Source organism: Kosakonia sp. S42, assembly GCF_016624785.1.
In the GTDB taxonomy this organism is placed as follows: Bacteria; Pseudomonadota; Gammaproteobacteria; order Enterobacterales; family Enterobacteriaceae; genus Kosakonia; species Kosakonia cowanii.
The window spans coordinates 1-14,363 of the sequence record NZ_JACVTW010000038.1 but is presented as its reverse complement, the minus strand read 5'-3'; the positions used below and the strand labels follow the sequence as shown (position 1 = coordinate 14,363).

Here is a 14,363-nt window from a genome sequence, read left to right as displayed (position 1 = left end):
AACCGGTTACAACCTGACATCACTTCGTTTCACTCCTTACATGACCGTCGTTGGCCGCGCTGTTTTTCAGCGTGATAAGCAGCGTACCTGCCAAAGGGGGGCGGAGCGGGAGAGGGGAACGGCGCCCGCTCCGGTCAGTGTACGCTGACGAAGCAAGGTTGCCGCAGCGGGCGCTGTGGTGCCAGCGCCCGAATTTTACTTTACGTAACAGGCCGCAAGAAAATTAACCGTTTATCAGCGTATTACTCTTTTTTTGCGGCACGCGTCCCAGCCAGCTGTCCCAGTCTTTCCACACCGGTTGCAGCCCACGGGCGATTAGCGCATCGGCAACCACCTCCGGGCGACGTCCATCATGGGGCGAGAACTGCTCCAGCTCCGGGTGATCGTCGGCATAGCCGCCGGGCTGCGTTTTAGAAAACGCACTGACATTGTTGATGGCGAGGGGAATAACATGATCGCGAAAGTGCGGCGATTCCCGCGTCGATAACGACAGCTCGGTATCCGGTGCCAACAAGCGAAACGCGCAGATGGTCTGCACCAGTTGTTTCTCGTCCATGATTGACGCCGGTTCGATCCCGCCCGCGCAGGGGCGCAGGCGAGGAAACGACACCGAGTAGCGGCTCTGCCAGTAGTGCTGCTGTAACCAGAGCAGATGCTCTGCCACCATATAGCAGTCGACGCGCCAGCTATCGGATAACCCCATCAACGCGCCGAGGCCGATCTTGTCGATCCCCGCACGGCCAAGGCGATCCGGCGTCTCCAGCCGCCAGAAAAAGTCCTGCTTTTTGCCGCGCAGATGATGCCGGGCATACTGCGCCTCATGGTAGGTCTCCTGGTAGACCATCACGCCATCCAGCCCGAGCCCTTTTAGTTCACGATACTCCTCTTCGGAGAGCGGCTGCACTTCCATCTGCAATGAGGCGAACTGGCGGCGAATAGCGGGGAAATGGCGGCGAAAATAGTCCATCCCTACTTTTCCCTGATGCTCGCCGGTGACCAGCAGCAGATGCTCAAACCCCAGTTCACGCAGGGCAGCGCACTCGCGAGCGATCTCCTCCGCATCCAGCGTTTTGCGCTTCAAATGGTTGCTCATGGAGAAACCGCAATAGGTGCAGTCATTGGCGCAGAGATTCGACAGATAGAGCGGGACATAAAAACTGACGGTGTTGCCAAAGCGCTGGCGGGTCAGGCGTTGCGCTTTCTGCGCCAGTGGTTCCAGCAGCTCGCTGGCCGCCGGGGAGAGCAGGGCCATCATATCGTCGCGGGTCACTTGCCGGGCGTTAAGCGCGCGCTCGACGTCAGCGGTGGTCTTGCTGTGAATACGCAGGTGGATATCATCCCAGTTCAGCTGCCGCCAGCGGTCGGTAAAGGTATTCATTGCAGCGTCTCCAGAAAGCCGGTCAGCGGGCTGGTGGCCGCGGCGTAGTGTTGGCGGGCGCCCGGAACGGCACGACGCGCCAGTGCCCCGGCTTCCACCGCCAGACGAAACGCGCGCGCCATGGCGACCGGATCATCCGCGACGGCGATGGCGGTGTTGACCAGCACCGCATCCGCGCCCATCTCCAGCGCCAGCGCGGCATGGCTTGGTGCGCCGATGCCGGCATCGATCACTACCGGCACTCTGGCCTGCTCAATGATGATCTCCAGCATGGCGCGGGTCTCCAGTCCCTGATTCGAGCCAATCGGCGCGCCGAGCGGCATTACCGCTGCGCACCCCACCTCTTCCAGCCGTTTGCATAACACCGGATCTGCGCCGCAGTAGGGCAGCACCACAAACCCGCTCTGCACCAGCTTCTCTGCCGCGCGCAGGGTTTCGATAGGGTCCGGCAGCAGCCAGCGCGCATCGGGGTGGATCTCCAGCTTCAGCCAGTGTGTGCCCAGCGCTTCCCGCGCCAGCTGGGCGGCAAAGATCGCCTCTTCGGCATTTTTCGCGCCTGAAGTGTTTGGCAGCAGGGTGACGCCCGCCTCTATCAGCGGCTGCAAAATGGCGTCATTGCGCTGGCGTAAATCGACGCGCTTCATTGCCAGCGTCACCAGCTCGCTGCCCGCCGCCTGAATTGACTCCACCATCAGCTGCGGCGTGGCGAATTTTCCCGTGCCGGTAAAGAGGCGTGAGGAAAAGGTTTTATCTGCAATACGTAACATCTCAACCCCCTGCGATAACCTGAAACAGCAGGATGCAATCGCCATCCTGCAAATGTTGTTCTTCCCAGCGCTCGCGCGGCAGAATCGCCTCGTTTAGCGCCAGCGCGACGCCCGGCTTTAACTGTTCAAGCTCCTTAAGCAGGTCGGCAACGCTGAGCGCCTGCGCGCAGGTCATCAGTTCGTCATTAACGCGTATTTGCATGATGCCCTCCGCAGATCGGGCAGGTGCTGGCGCGCTGCAATGCGAGGGTGCGCCACAGGTTGGTGCGGGCGTCAAACAGCCGCAGCTCTCCCTGCGTCGCCTGCATACCGGTTAACAGCTTGATCGCTTCCAGCGCCTGCATCGCTCCCATAATGCCGACCACCGGGCCGACAATGCCCGCCGTGCGGCAGTTGCGTTCCGGTTCGCGCTCATCGGGCCACAAGCAGCGGTAGCAGCCCTGCTCCCAGGGCGGGGTGAGCACCAGCAACTGGCCGCCAAAGCCGACGGCGCTGGCAGAAACCAGCGGCGTATTACGCGCCACGCAGGCGGCGTTAATCGCCTGGCGGGTCTGCATGTTATCGCTGCAATCAAGCACCACATCGGCGCGCGAGACCTCTTCAAGCAGCGCGTCGCCGCTGAGCCGCTGTGAGAGAGAGACCAGTTCAATCTCCGGGTTGAGCTGATGCAGCCGCTCTGCTGTCACCGTGGCTTTGGGTTGGTTGATATCGCGCGAGGTAAAGAGGATCTGCCGTTGCAGGTTGCTCAGGTGCACGGCGTCATCATCCGCCAGCACCAGCATGCCGACACCCGCGCCCGCCAGGTAGGCGGCGGCCGGTGCGCCAAGACCGCCAAGGCCGACAATCAATACCCGGCCATCAAGCAGCTTCTGCTGCCCGGCGATGGCGATCTCCTCCAGCAAGATCTGGCGGCTGTAGCGCATAAAGTCGTGATCATTCATCGCCCACCCCCGCGAGATCCAGCAGCTGCCGCGTGGCCTGCTGCCACTCATCCGCCTGGGTAATGGCGCTCACCACGGCAATGCTGCCGACGCCCGTTGCCAGCACCTCGGGCGCGCGCGAAAGGCTGATACCGCCAATTGCCACCGTCGGATAGTCGCCGAGCCGCGCAACGTGGCGCGTAAGCGTTGCCAGCCCCTGCGGAGCGGAGGGCATCTGCTTGGTTTGCGTCGGGAAAACGTGCCCAAGGGCGATATAGGAGGGGCGCGCCGCCAGCGCGACGTCAATTTCCATATCATCATGGGTTGAGAGGCCGAGCCGCAGCCCGGCCTGGCGAATGGCGGTTAAGTCGGTAGTGGCCAGATCCTCCTGACCGAGATGCACGCCGTAGGCCTGGTGTTTAATCGCCAGCCGCCAGTAATCATTGATAAACAGCCGCGCGTTGTAGCGGCGCGCAAGGGCAATAGCGGCCATCACGTCCGCTTCCACCTCTTCGTCGCGCTTATCTTTGATACGCAGTTGCAGGGTGCGTACGCCTGCATCCAGCAGGCGGGCGATCCACTCCACGCTATCGACCACCGGATAGAGCCCGAGGCGAAAGGGCACCGGCGGGAAATCAGGCTGGTACATTACGCCTCCTCCTGTTTCAGGTAGATCTCCCCGCCGCGGGCGCGGAAGTCGCTGGCTTTATCCGCCATGCCCGCATCGATGCTCTGCGCAGCGGCGTAGTCACGTACCTCCTGAGAAATCTTCATCGAGCAGAATTTCGGCCCGCACATCGAGCAGAAGTGCGCCACTTTGCCCGACTCTTGCGGCAGGGTTTCATCGTGATAGGCGCGGGCGGTGAAGGGGTCGAGGGCGAGGTTAAACTGATCTTCCCAGCGGAACTCAAATCGCGCTTTCGACATGGCGTTATCGCGGATCTGCGCGCCAGGGTGGCCTTTGGCCAGATCCGCAGCGTGGGCGGCGATTTTGTAGGTAATCAGCCCCTGTTTGACATCCTCTTTGTTCGGCAAGCCGAGGTGCTCTTTCGGCGTGACATAGCAGAGCATCGCGCAGCCAAACCAGCCAATCATTGCCGCGCCGATGCCGGAGGTGAAGTGGTCATAGCCCGGCGCGATATCGGTGGTGAGCGGCCCAAGAGTGTAGAAGGGCGCTTCGTGGCAGCTCTCCAGCTCTTCGGTCATATTGCGGCGGATCATCTGCATCGGCACATGGCCAGGGCCTTCAATCATCACCTGCACGTCATACTCCCAGGCGATTTTGGTCAGTTCACCCAGCGTATGCAGCTCGGCGAATTGCGCTTCGTCATTGGCGTCCTGAATCGATCCCGGGCGCAGGCCGTCTCCCAAAGAGAGAGAGACGTCGTAGGCGGCGCAAATCTCGCAGATCTCGCGGAAATGGGTATAGAGGAAGTTCTCCTGATGGTGCGAAAGGCACCACTTCGCCATGATTGAGCCGCCGCGCGAGACAATGCCCGTCAGGCGCTGCGCGGTCATCGGCACATAGCGCAGCAGCACACCGGCATGGATGGTGAAGTAGTCGACTCCCTGTTCCGCCTGCTCCAGCAGGGTGTCGCGGAACACTGACCAACTGAGATCTTCGGCGATCCCGTTGACCTTCTCCAGCGCCTGGTAGATCGGAACGGTGCCGATCGGCACCGGGCTGTTACGCAGGATCCACTCGCGGGTTTCATGAATGTAGCGACCGGTGGAGAGATCCATCACCGTATCCGCGCCCCAGCGGGTTGACCACACCAGCTTCTCCACCTCTTCTTCAATTGATGAGGTGACGGCGGAGTTACCGATATTGGCGTTTACCTTCACCAGGAAGTTGCGACCAATGATCATCGGCTCTGATTCAGGATGGTTGATGTTGGCGGGAATGATGGCCCGGCCCGCCGCCACTTCAGCGCGGACAAACTCTGGCGTAATGTTTTCGGGCAGCCGCGCGCCAAACCCTTCTCCAGAGTGCTGGCGACGCAATACTTCACTGCGAATGCGCTCACGCCCCATATTTTCTCGCAGGGCGATGAACTCCATTTCGGGGGTAATGATGCCCAAACGGGCATAGTGCAGCTGCGTCACGCATCTACCCGCTTTGGCGCGACGCGGCGTCAGCAGGCCGCTAAAACGCAGTGCATCAAGGCCGTCATCCGCCAGGCGTTGGTTGGTATAGGCCGAACTGCGATGGTCTAGCTCTTCGCTGTCATCGCGGGCGGCGATCCACGCTGCGCGCAGCTTCGCCAGCCCCTGTTGCACATCAATGGCGATCGCCGGATCGCCATACGGGCCGAAGGTGTCATACACCGGCACCGCTTCGTTCTCTTCATACTGCGGGGCGGTTTTGGCACCGCCGACCAGCGTCGGGCTGAGCTGGATTTCGCGCATTGGCACACGAATATCGGGCTGTGAGCCGGTGAGGTAGATGCGACGGGAGTTGGGGAAAGCGGTGCCTTCCAGCGTATCGATAAAGTGTTGCGCCTGGGCGCGTTGTTCACGGCGTGAATATTGAGTAGTAGACATAGCTCATTCCAGTGTTAAAGGAGATGGCTTGTCAGACGACGGATGGAGTAATGGCAGCAAACCGCCCGTGAGGGTGGTGTGGTGGATGGATTACTCTTGTTCCCTTCGCAGGTATTAGCCTGATCAGGTTCCGCGGATCCCGAATTAACGGTCTCAGCCTTTTTACACCTCAGCTTTCAGAAAGCGTGGGTGTAAAAGAGTGGCACTCCGACAAGAAAAACCCCCGCCCGAAGCGGGGGACTGTTTTTTAAACTACGCGTTATTGGTTAAGAACTCAAGCCGGGCGCGCCATCCCGGTTTCATCATTGGCGCTTTCGCTGAGGTGGTTATCGAACGCCAGCGTGATCAGCTGATCTTCCAGCGTAAAACGCGCCGCCAGCGCTTCACCGATGTCTGAGAGGGACTGCTGGAACTCCATGCAGTTGTCATCATCGATAGACTGTTCGAGGCTGGAATCATAATGTTTCATGATTTCAACGGTATTGGCTTCAAGCTGCGGATAGAGCTGAGTCGCCGCTAAAAGTGGGCTGGCGCCTTCCATTTCATTGATGATGCGTTCATAAATAGTGAAATGACCGGCGGAAAGGTATTCAACCAGGTTATGGCAAAAATCATCCAGCGCTTTTTCGTTAAGCTGCATGTACGACCCTTTGCCCGGCTTGATCCCCACCAGGTTGTAATAGGAGATGAGAAGCTGCTTACGTTCGTTGAGCCAGAAATCGATAAGCTTGTTACTTCCCCCCAGTCGTTCTGTCAGGCTTTCTAACTGGTTCAGCATAAATGACTCCGCAAAATGTAAGATTAAAAATGATGTAATAATAATGTTAATAACATGCCAGTGAAGCTAAGGTCGCGCAATGGTACAAACTCTTGAAGCTCATCACCGTGGCTGGTGGATAGTCAGCCATGAACAAAAATTATGGTTGCCCGCTGGAGAATTACCACATGGAGAGGCAGGAAATTTCGATCTTGTGGGTCAACCCGCGCAAATTATCGGCGAATGGCAGGGAGAGAGCGTCTGGCTTGTTCGCCAACAGCGCTCCAGCGAGATGGGATCGGTACGTTTACTGATCGATCAGGATACCGCGCTGTTCCAGTTAGCCGGGCGCGGCGTGCAGCTGGCCGAGTTTTACCGATCGCATAAGTTTTGCGGCTACTGTGGGCACACCATGCACCCCAGCAAAACCGAATGGGCGTTGCTCTGCGACCACTGCCGGGAACGCTACTATCCACAAATTGCCCCCTGCATTATTGTCGCTATTCGCCGCGATGACAGCCTGCTACTTGCCCAGCATACGCGTCATCGTAATGGCGTGTATACCGTGCTGGCCGGATTTGTTGAAGTCGGCGAGACGCTGGAGCAGGCGGTAGCGCGCGAGGTGATGGAGGAGAGCGGGATTAAAATCAAGAACCTGCGTTATGTCACCTCCCAGCCGTGGCCCTTCCCGCAATCATTAATGACGGCGTTTATGGCCGAGTACGAGAGCGGCGATATCGTCATTGATACCAAAGAGCTGATCGATGCCGGCTGGTATCGCTATGACGACCTGCCGCTGCTTCCGCCGCCGGGTACCGTCGCGCGCCGCCTGATCGAGGATACCGTGGCGATGTGTCGGGCAGAGAGCGAATAAGGTGTATATACTGGCGGCCTGACGCTTGAGGAACTGACAATGACCGAACTGAAAAACGATCGTTACCTGCGCGCGCTTCAGCGCCAGCCAGTAGATATGACGCCGGTATGGATGATGCGCCAGGCAGGCCGCTATTTGCCGGAATATAAGGCGACCCGTGCGCAAGCCGGCGACTTTATGTCGTTGTGCCGCAATGCGGAGCTGGCCTGTGAAGTGACGATGCAGCCGCTGCGCCGCTACAAGCTGGATGCGGCGATCCTCTTCTCCGATATCCTGACGGTGCCGGATGCGATGGGGCTGGGGCTCTATTTCGAAGCCGGTGAAGGGCCGCGTTTTAGCCATCCCATCACCTGTAAAGCGGATGTGGACAAGCTGCCGGTGCCGGACCCGGAGGATGAGCTGGGTTACGTGATGAACGCCGTGCGCACTATCCGCCGTGAACTGAAAGGCGAAGTGCCGCTGATTGGCTTCTCCGGCAGCCCGTGGACGCTGGCGACCTACATGATTGAAGGCGGCAGCAGCAAAGCGTTCACTAAAATCAAAAAGATGATGTACGCCGAGCCGCTGGTGCTGCATGCACTGCTGGATAAGCTGGCGCAGAGCGTCACCTCCTATCTCAACGCGCAGATCCGCGCCGGCGCACAGTCGGTGATGATTTTCGACACCTGGGGCGGCGTGCTGACCGGGCGCGACTATCAGCAGTTCTCTCTCTACTACATGCATAAAATCGTCGATGGCCTGCTGCGTGAAAACGAGGGGCGTCGCGTGCCGGTGACCCTGTTTACCAAAGGCGGCGGCCAGTGGCTGGAAGCGATGGCGGCGACCGGCTGCGACGCGCTCGGCCTCGACTGGACCACCGATATTGGCGATGCGCGGCGTCGCGTTGGCGACAAAGTGGCGCTGCAGGGCAACATGGATCCCTCCATGCTTTATGCGCCGCCTGCACGCATTGAGGAAGAAGTGTCTACAATTCTCTCTGGCTTTGGCAAAGGCGAAGGCCATGTATTTAACCTCGGTCACGGCATCCACCAGGATGTCCCGCCGGAACATGCAGGAGTATTTGTCGAGGCGGTTCACCGTCTGTCGGCCCCCTGGCATCAATAAGGAGTGAATATGGATCTCGCGTCGCTACGCGCACAACAACTTGAACTGGCCTCTTCCGTGATCCGCGAGGATCGTCTTGATAAAGATCCGCCGACATTGATCGGCGGGGCGGATGTCGGTTTCGAGCAGGGTGGCGAAGTGACGCGGGCGGCAATGGTGCTGCTCACCTGGCCTTCGCTTGAGCTGGTTGAGTATCAGGTGGCGCGTATCGCCACCACCATGCCCTATATTCCCGGCTTCCTCTCATTTCGTGAGTATCCCGCGCTGCTGGCGGCGTGGGAGATGCTGTCGCAAAAACCCGATTTACTCTTTGTCGACGGGCATGGGATCTCCCATCCGCGCCGTCTTGGCGTTGCCAGCCATTTTGGCCTGCTGGTGGATGTGCCGACCATCGGCGTGGCGAAAAAACGGCTGTGCGGGAAGTTCGAACCCCTGGCCGATGAGCCCGGTGCGCTGTCGCCGCTGATGGATAAAGGCGAACAGCTGGCATGGGTATGGCGCAGTAAAGCGCGCTGTAATCCGCTCTTTGTCGCTACCGGCCATCGCGTCAGCCAGGATACTGCGCTGGCGTGGGTGCAGCGCTGCATGAAGGGCTACCGCTTGCCGGAGCCAACGCGCTGGGCAGACGCCGTGGCATCGGGTCGCCCCGCCTTTGCGCGATGGCAGGCAATTCAGCGCGATATCGGGTAAACTGCGGCGCATTACCGTTTTTGAGAAGCGATCATGTTACAAAACCCGATTCATCTGCGACTGGAAAAGCAGGAAAGCTGGCAGCACGTTGTTTTCATGGCCTGTCTGTGCGAGCGCATGTACCCCAACTATGCGCTGTTCTGCCGCCAGACCGGCTTTGGCGATGCGCAGCTCTATCGCCGTATCCTTGACCTGGTGTGGGAAACAGAGACCGTCAAAGATGCGAAGGTCAATTTCGACAGCCAGCTTGAGAAGCTGGAAGAGGGGATCCCCGCCGCAGAGGATTACGATCTCTACGGTGTCTACCCGGCGATTGACGCCTGTGTAGCGCTGAGCGAGTTGATTCATTCGCGTCTGAGCGGTGAAACGCTGGAACACGCTATTGAGGTCAGCAAGACCTCGATCACCACCGTCGCGATGCTGGAAATGACGCAGCAGGGCCGCGAAATGACCGATGAAGAGCTGGGTCTCAACCCCGCTGTAGAGCAGGAATGGGACATTCAGTGGGAGATTTTCCGCCTTTTGGCCGCCTGCGAAGAGCGCGACATTGACCTGATCAAAGGCTTGCGCGCAGACCTGCGCGAGGCTGGCGAGAGTAATATCGGTATAAATTTGCAGCAATGAGACAATAAAACGTGATTTAAGGCCTGTTTTGTCGCGCCTGAAGGCTTCCCTTCTGACCCCCGTCTGGTCTACATTTGGGGGGCGAAAAAAAGTGGCTATCGGTGCGTGTATGCAGGAGAGTGCTTTTGAGGCATTTCCGTCGCACTCGATGCTTAGCAAGCGATAAACACATTGAAAGGATAACTTATGAACAAGACTCAACTGATTGATGTAATTGCAGACAAGGCTGATCTGTCTAAAGCGCAAGCGAAAGCTGCACTGGAATCCACCCTGGCTGCCATTACTGAGTCTCTGAAAGAAGGCGATGCGGTACAACTGGTTGGTTTCGGCACTTTCAAAGTGAACCACCGCGCTGAGCGTACTGGCCGCAACCCGCAGACCGGTAAAGAAATCAAAATCGCCGCAGCTAACGTGCCGGCATTTGTTTCTGGCAAAGCACTGAAAGACGCTGTTAAGTAAGACAGCATGGCAGTGAACAGTTTTGTCGAAGGGGCGGTAACGCCCCTTTTGTCATACTGGCGTCGCCCGCTTTTGCTGGTCGGCGCACTGCTGCTTGCCGCCTGTAGCCACGATTCGTCATTGCCGCCCTTTACCGCCAGCGGTTTCGCCGGCGATCAGGGCGCAATACGCATCTGGCGTAAAGATTCAGGCGGTGAGACCCACCTGCTCTCCGCATTTAGCCCGTGGCACCGCGGAAACACCTCTTTAGCTGAGTATCGCTGGCAAGGCGATGCGCTAACCCTTATCGAACTCAATATCTACGCCAACCCGCCTGAGCATATTCGCGTGCGTTTTGACGATCGCGGCGAGTTGAGCTTTATGCAGCGCGAAGTGAACGGCCAGAAGCAGCAGCTCTCCAGCGACCAGATTGCGCTTTATCGCTACCGCGCTGAACAGATCCGCCAGACCAGCGATGCGCTGCGTCAGGGACGGGTTGTGTTGCGTCAGGGGCGGTGGCAGGCAAATAACACGGTGCAGACCTGCGAAGGGCAGACCGTGAAGCCAGAGCTTGATACGTGGGCGTTAAACCATATTGCGCAGCGCCAAAGCCGTTCATCGCTGGCGGTGAGCGTGGCGTGGCTGGAAGCGCCGGAAGGGGCACAGCTGTTGCTGGTGGCGAATGAGGATTTCTGTCACTGGCAGCCGACAGAGAAGAATTTTTAGCGTTGGTGCCATCGGTGTGTTGCCCGATGGCGGCGATGCCTTATCGGGCCTACGAAAAGCGCTTTCACGACAGTGAGGTGTGTTCCGTAGGCCGGGTAAGCGAATCACTACCCGGCAATACCCACGGCACGGTTTGTAGGCCGGATAAGCGAATCACCACCCGGCAATACCCACGGCACGGTTTGTAGGCCGGATAAGCGGAGCGCCACCCGGTAATGACCACGGCACGGTTTGTAGGCCGGATAAGCGGAGCGCCATCCGGCAATTACACCTCTTCTGAAGGCCGGGTAAGCAAAATCCCACCCGGCCGTGAAGCGCGTGCTACTTGTTGCCCTGTTCGCGGGCAATCGCGCGGTAACCAATATCGCTGCGGCTAAAGCTGCCATCCCAGTGGATATCGGTCATCAGCGCATAAGCGCGCTGCTGCGCTTCGGCAACGGTGTCGCCAAGCGCAGTCACGCACAGCACACGTCCGCCGTTGGTCAGCACCCGATCGTCGTCAGCAAGCGTGGTACCGGCGTGGAATACTTTCCCGTCCGAAACCTCTTCCAACGGCAGGCCGTGGATCTGATCTCCAGTGCGATAGTTACCCGGATAGCCTCCGGCTGCCATCACCACACCAAGCGACGCGCGCGCATCCCATTTCGAGACTTTCTCATCCAGCTTGCCGTCACAGGCTGCCAGGCAGAGCTCTACCAGGTCTGATTGCAGGCGCAGCATAATCGGCTGCGTCTCCGGGTCGCCAAAGCGGCAGTTGAACTCGATCACCTTCGGGTTGCCCTGCTTATCGATCATCAGCCCGGCATAGAGGAAACCGGTGTAGGTATTCCCTTCTGCCGCCATGCCGCGTACGGTTGGCCAGATGACCTGGTCCATTGCCCGCTGGTGGACTTCATCGGTCACCACCGGCGCCGGGGAGTACGCGCCCATACCGCCGGTATTCGGGCCGGTATCGCCGTCGCCGACGCGTTTGTGATCCTGGCTGGTTGCCATCGGCAGCACATGCTCGCCGTCGACCATCACAATAAAGCTCGCCTCTTCGCCGTCGAGAAACTCCTCAATCACAATGCGGTGGCCCGCATCGCCAAAGGCGTTACCGGCGAGCATATCGTTGACTGCCGCTTCCGCCTCTTCCAGCGTCATGGCGACAATCACCCCTTTACCGGCTGCCAGACCGTCAGCTTTGATGACAATCGGCGCGCCTTTCTCGCGCAGGTAAGCCAGCGCTGGCTCTACCTCGGTAAAGTTCTGGTACTCCGCCGTCGGAATATTGTGGCGGGCGAGGAAATCTTTGGTGAAGGCTTTGGAGCCCTCCAGCTGTGCCGCGCCTTGGGTCGGGCCAAAAATTTTCAGCCCCTGCGCGCGAAAGGCATCAACCACGCCAATCACCAGCGGCGCTTCCGGGCCGACGATGGTCAGATCGATCTTCTCGCTCTGGGCGAAATTAACCAGCGCCGGAATATCCGTTGCGCTAATCGCCACGTTTTGCAGCGTCGGCTCCAGCGCTGTGCCTGCGTTACCCGGTGCGACAAAGACAGTTTCAACCCGTTTAGACTGGGCAGCTTTCCAGGCCAGCGCGTGTTCGCGCCCGCCGTTACCAATCACTAATACTTTCATTCTCTGCTCCGTAGATTAATGGCGGAAGTGACGCATGTCGGTGAAGATCATCGCGATGCCGTGCTCGTCAGCGGCGGCAATCACTTCGTCATCGCGGATAGATCCGCCCGGCTGGATAACGCAGCTCACGCCGACAGCGGCGGCGGCATCAATACCATCCCGGAACGGGAAGAAGGCGTCAGAAGCCATTGCGGAACCTTTCACTTCCAGCCCTTCGTCAGCGGCTTTGATACCGGCGATCTTGGCAGAGTAGACACGGCTCATCTGGCCTGCGCCGATACCGATGGTCATGTTCTCTTTGGCATAGACAATGGCGTTGGATTTAACGAACTTCGCTACCTTCCAGCAGAACAGCGCATCGCGCAGCTCCTGCTCGGTCGGCTGGCGCTTGCTGACCACACGCAGCTCGTTGGTGGTTACCATGCCCAGGTCGCGATCCTGAACCAGCAGGCCGCCATTAACGCGTTTGAAATCGAGGCCCGATACGCGCGTTGCCCACTGGCCGCAGACCAGTACGCGGACGTTCTGTTTGGCGGCGGTAATGCTCAGCGCTTCCTGAGTGGCAGAAGGGGCGATAATCACTTCCACAAACTGGCGGGAGATAATGGCCTGCGCCGTTTCAGCATCCAGCTCGCGGTTGAAAGCGATAATGCCGCCGAACGCTGAGGTTGGGTCGGTTTTATAAGCGCGATCGTACGCATCAAGAATTGAACCGCCGACGGCAACACCGCACGGGTTGGCGTGTTTCACAATCACGCAGGCGGGCTCATCAAACTCTTTCACGCACTCCAGCGCCGCGTCGGTATCGGCGATGTTGTTATAGGAGAGCGCTTTGCCCTGCAGTTGCTGCGCGGTGGCAACGGAAGCCTCTTTGATCTCTTCTTCTATATAGAAGGCAGCATGCTGGTGGCTGTTTTCACCGTAGCGCATATCCTGCTTCTTAATGAAGTTGAGGTTCAGCGTGCGCGGGAAGCGGCCAGCTGGCTCTTTGCTCTCACCATGATAGGCGGGCACCAGGCTGCCGAAGTAGTTGGCGATCATGCTGTCGTAAGCGGCGGTGTGCTCAAAGGCTTTGATCGCGAGGTCGAAACGGGTTTCCAGCGTCAGCGAGCCGTCGTTGGCATCCATTTCATTAATGATGGTGGTGTAGTCGCTGCTCTTAACCACGATGGCGACATCTTTATGGTTCTTCGCGGCGGAGCGCACCATGGTCGGGCCGCCGATATCGATATTCTCAACGGCGTCTTCCAGCGAGCACCCTTCACGGGCAACGGTCTGGGCGAAGGGGTAGAGGTTGACCACCACCATATCGATTGGGGCGATGGCGTGCTGCGCCATGATGTCATCATCCTGGCCGCGACGGCCGAGAATGCCGCCGTGCACTTTCGGGTGCAGGGTTTTTACGCGTCCATCCATCATTTCCGGGAAACCGGTGTAGTCGGAGACTTCGGTCACCGGCAGGCCTTTATCTGCCAGCAGACGAGCGGTTCCGCCGGTAGAGAGCAGTTCGACGCCACGCTGTGAGAGCGCCTGGGCGAATTCGACGATACCGGCCTTATCAGAAACACTGAGCAGGGCGCGGCGGACTGGACGAGGTTGTTGCATGGTAAATCCCCTGGATTTGACTTTAACAGAGAGCGTTAGCTGAATTTTCGCTTCTTTATTATGGGAAGATTCAGCTAACACCCCAGGCAGGGCGGATTAATTTTGCGCGGGCATTGTAACGAAAACGTTTGCGCAACGCTCGGGAATTTTTCCACTTTTGGCGGTTTGTGGATAACTCTGTGTGTAAATGCGTATAAGGGCGGCTTTTGCTGTGGAATGCAGCAGTCAGTCATTTTTATGTCATTTTTCTATTGCGGGGTGCGGAGAACTCCCTATAATGCGCCTCCATCGACACGGCGCTAAGCAAACAACAGCTTGC

The 14,363-nt window shown here is 58.6% G+C and carries 15 protein-coding genes and 1 riboswitch; of the genes, 6 read left to right on the top strand and 9 right to left on the bottom strand.

What is annotated here, in order from left to right; all coding sequences use genetic code 11:
- Positions 1 to 223: 223 nt before the first annotated feature.
- The 7 genes from thiH to IAE50_RS22940 all read right to left on the bottom strand — a co-directional run bounded on the left by thiH (position 224) and on the right by IAE50_RS22940 (position 6,387).
- A complete protein-coding gene (thiH, locus tag IAE50_RS22970) occupies positions 224 to 1,378 on the bottom strand; it encodes a 2-iminoacetate synthase ThiH (protein ID WP_200581430.1) in 1,155 nt (384 codons plus the stop codon).
- On the bottom strand, positions 1,375 to 2,145 hold the full coding sequence (gene thiG, locus IAE50_RS22965) for a thiazole synthase (protein WP_200581429.1): 771 nt from the start codon (positions 2,143 to 2,145) through the stop codon (positions 1,375 to 1,377). The genes thiH and thiG overlap by 4 nt, the downstream gene beginning before the upstream one ends.
- Position 2,146: 1 nt before the next feature.
- Positions 2,147 to 2,347, bottom strand: a complete 201-nt coding sequence (gene thiS / locus IAE50_RS22960) for a sulfur carrier protein ThiS (RefSeq protein ID WP_200581428.1) — start codon at positions 2,345 to 2,347, stop codon at positions 2,147 to 2,149.
- A complete protein-coding gene (locus tag IAE50_RS22955) occupies positions 2,331 to 3,086 on the bottom strand; it encodes a HesA/MoeB/ThiF family protein (protein ID WP_200581427.1) in 756 nt (251 codons plus the stop codon). Before IAE50_RS22955 ends, thiS begins: the two co-directional genes overlap by 17 nt.
- A complete protein-coding gene (gene thiE, locus IAE50_RS22950; RefSeq protein ID WP_200581426.1) occupies positions 3,079 to 3,714 on the bottom strand; it encodes a thiamine phosphate synthase in 636 nt (211 codons plus the stop codon). The genes IAE50_RS22955 and thiE overlap by 8 nt, the downstream gene beginning before the upstream one ends.
- Complete coding sequence (gene thiC / locus IAE50_RS22945; protein ID WP_200581425.1) at positions 3,714 to 5,609, bottom strand: phosphomethylpyrimidine synthase ThiC; 1,896 nt, start codon at positions 5,607 to 5,609, stop codon at positions 3,714 to 3,716. Before thiC ends, thiE begins: the two co-directional genes overlap by 1 nt.
- Before the next feature lie 83 nt (positions 5,610 to 5,692).
- Positions 5,693 to 5,829, bottom strand: a riboswitch (TPP riboswitch).
- 54 nt (positions 5,830 to 5,883) lie between these two features.
- Positions 5,884 to 6,387: an Rsd/AlgQ family anti-sigma factor gene (locus IAE50_RS22940; protein WP_042716095.1), complete on the bottom strand. Its 504-nt coding sequence runs from the start codon at positions 6,385 to 6,387 to the stop codon at positions 5,884 to 5,886.
- Positions 6,388 to 6,466: 79 nt separating this feature from the next.
- On the opposite strand from IAE50_RS22940, the gene nudC reads away from it, so the two are divergent.
- The 6 genes from nudC (at position 6,467) to IAE50_RS22910 (ending at position 10,822) form a co-directional block, all read left to right on the top strand.
- A complete protein-coding gene (gene nudC, locus IAE50_RS22935) occupies positions 6,467 to 7,240 on the top strand; it encodes an NAD(+) diphosphatase (RefSeq protein WP_200581424.1) in 774 nt (257 codons plus the stop codon).
- Positions 7,241 to 7,279: 39 nt separating this feature from the next.
- Positions 7,280 to 8,344 (top strand): uroporphyrinogen decarboxylase, encoded by a 1,065-nt coding sequence (gene hemE, locus IAE50_RS22930; protein WP_023479397.1) that lies wholly within the window; start codon positions 7,280 to 7,282, stop codon positions 8,342 to 8,344.
- Positions 8,345 to 8,353: 9 nt separating this feature from the next.
- Positions 8,354 to 9,034, top strand: a complete 681-nt coding sequence (gene nfi / locus IAE50_RS22925; RefSeq protein WP_034812663.1) for a deoxyribonuclease V — start codon at positions 8,354 to 8,356, stop codon at positions 9,032 to 9,034.
- Positions 9,035 to 9,067: 33 nt separating this feature from the next.
- Positions 9,068 to 9,658 (top strand): YjaG family protein, encoded by a 591-nt coding sequence (locus tag IAE50_RS22920; protein ID WP_023479398.1) that lies wholly within the window; start codon positions 9,068 to 9,070, stop codon positions 9,656 to 9,658.
- Between the two features lie 186 nt (positions 9,659 to 9,844).
- Positions 9,845 to 10,117: a nucleoid-associated protein HU-alpha gene (gene hupA / locus IAE50_RS22915; protein ID WP_002884342.1), complete on the top strand. Its 273-nt coding sequence runs from the start codon at positions 9,845 to 9,847 to the stop codon at positions 10,115 to 10,117.
- Between the two features lie 12 nt (positions 10,118 to 10,129).
- Positions 10,130 to 10,822 (top strand): DUF1481 domain-containing protein, encoded by a 693-nt coding sequence (locus IAE50_RS22910; RefSeq protein ID WP_180344366.1) that lies wholly within the window; start codon positions 10,130 to 10,132, stop codon positions 10,820 to 10,822.
- 321 nt (positions 10,823 to 11,143) lie between these two features.
- Here IAE50_RS22910 and purD read toward each other — a convergent pair whose 3' ends face one another.
- Both purD and purH read right to left on the bottom strand, forming a co-directional pair.
- On the bottom strand, positions 11,144 to 12,439 hold the full coding sequence (purD, locus tag IAE50_RS22905; protein WP_200581423.1) for a phosphoribosylamine--glycine ligase: 1,296 nt from the start codon (positions 12,437 to 12,439) through the stop codon (positions 11,144 to 11,146).
- A 15-nt stretch (positions 12,440 to 12,454) separates the two neighbouring features.
- Positions 12,455 to 14,044, bottom strand: coding sequence for a bifunctional phosphoribosylaminoimidazolecarboxamide formyltransferase/IMP cyclohydrolase (purH, locus tag IAE50_RS22900; protein WP_200581422.1), 1,590 nt, complete (start codon positions 14,042 to 14,044; stop codon positions 12,455 to 12,457).
- Between the last annotated feature and the right edge of the window lie 319 nt (positions 14,045 to 14,363).

Excerpts from the sequence above, each read along its gene's own strand:
- thiH (WP_200581430.1), bottom strand. The coding sequence starts at position 1,378 with ATGAATACCTTTACCGACCGCTGGCGGCAGCTGAACTGGGATGATATC.
- thiG (WP_200581429.1), bottom strand. The coding sequence starts at position 2,145 with ATGTTACGTATTGCAGATAAAACCTTTTCCTCACGCCTCTTTACCGGC.
- thiS (WP_200581428.1), bottom strand. The coding sequence starts at position 2,347 with ATGCAAATACGCGTTAATGACGAACTGATGACCTGCGCGCAGGCGCTC.
- IAE50_RS22955 (WP_200581427.1), bottom strand. The coding sequence starts at position 3,086 with ATGAATGATCACGACTTTATGCGCTACAGCCGCCAGATCTTGCTGGAG.
- thiE (WP_200581426.1), bottom strand. The coding sequence starts at position 3,714 with ATGTACCAGCCTGATTTCCCGCCGGTGCCCTTTCGCCTCGGGCTCTAT.
- thiC (WP_200581425.1), bottom strand. The coding sequence starts at position 5,609 with ATGTCTACTACTCAATATTCACGCCGTGAACAACGCGCCCAGGCGCAA.
- IAE50_RS22940 (WP_042716095.1), bottom strand. The coding sequence starts at position 6,387 with ATGCTGAACCAGTTAGAAAGCCTGACAGAACGACTGGGGGGAAGTAAC.
- nudC (WP_200581424.1), top strand. The coding sequence starts at position 6,467 with ATGGTACAAACTCTTGAAGCTCATCACCGTGGCTGGTGGATAGTCAGC.
- hemE (WP_023479397.1), top strand. The coding sequence starts at position 7,280 with ATGACCGAACTGAAAAACGATCGTTACCTGCGCGCGCTTCAGCGCCAG.
- nfi (WP_034812663.1), top strand. The coding sequence starts at position 8,354 with ATGGATCTCGCGTCGCTACGCGCACAACAACTTGAACTGGCCTCTTCC.
- IAE50_RS22920 (WP_023479398.1), top strand. The coding sequence starts at position 9,068 with ATGTTACAAAACCCGATTCATCTGCGACTGGAAAAGCAGGAAAGCTGG.
- hupA (WP_002884342.1), top strand. The coding sequence starts at position 9,845 with ATGAACAAGACTCAACTGATTGATGTAATTGCAGACAAGGCTGATCTG.
- purD (WP_200581423.1), bottom strand. The coding sequence starts at position 12,439 with ATGAAAGTATTAGTGATTGGTAACGGCGGGCGCGAACACGCGCTGGCC.
- purH (WP_200581422.1), bottom strand. The coding sequence starts at position 14,044 with ATGCAACAACCTCGTCCAGTCCGCCGCGCCCTGCTCAGTGTTTCTGAT.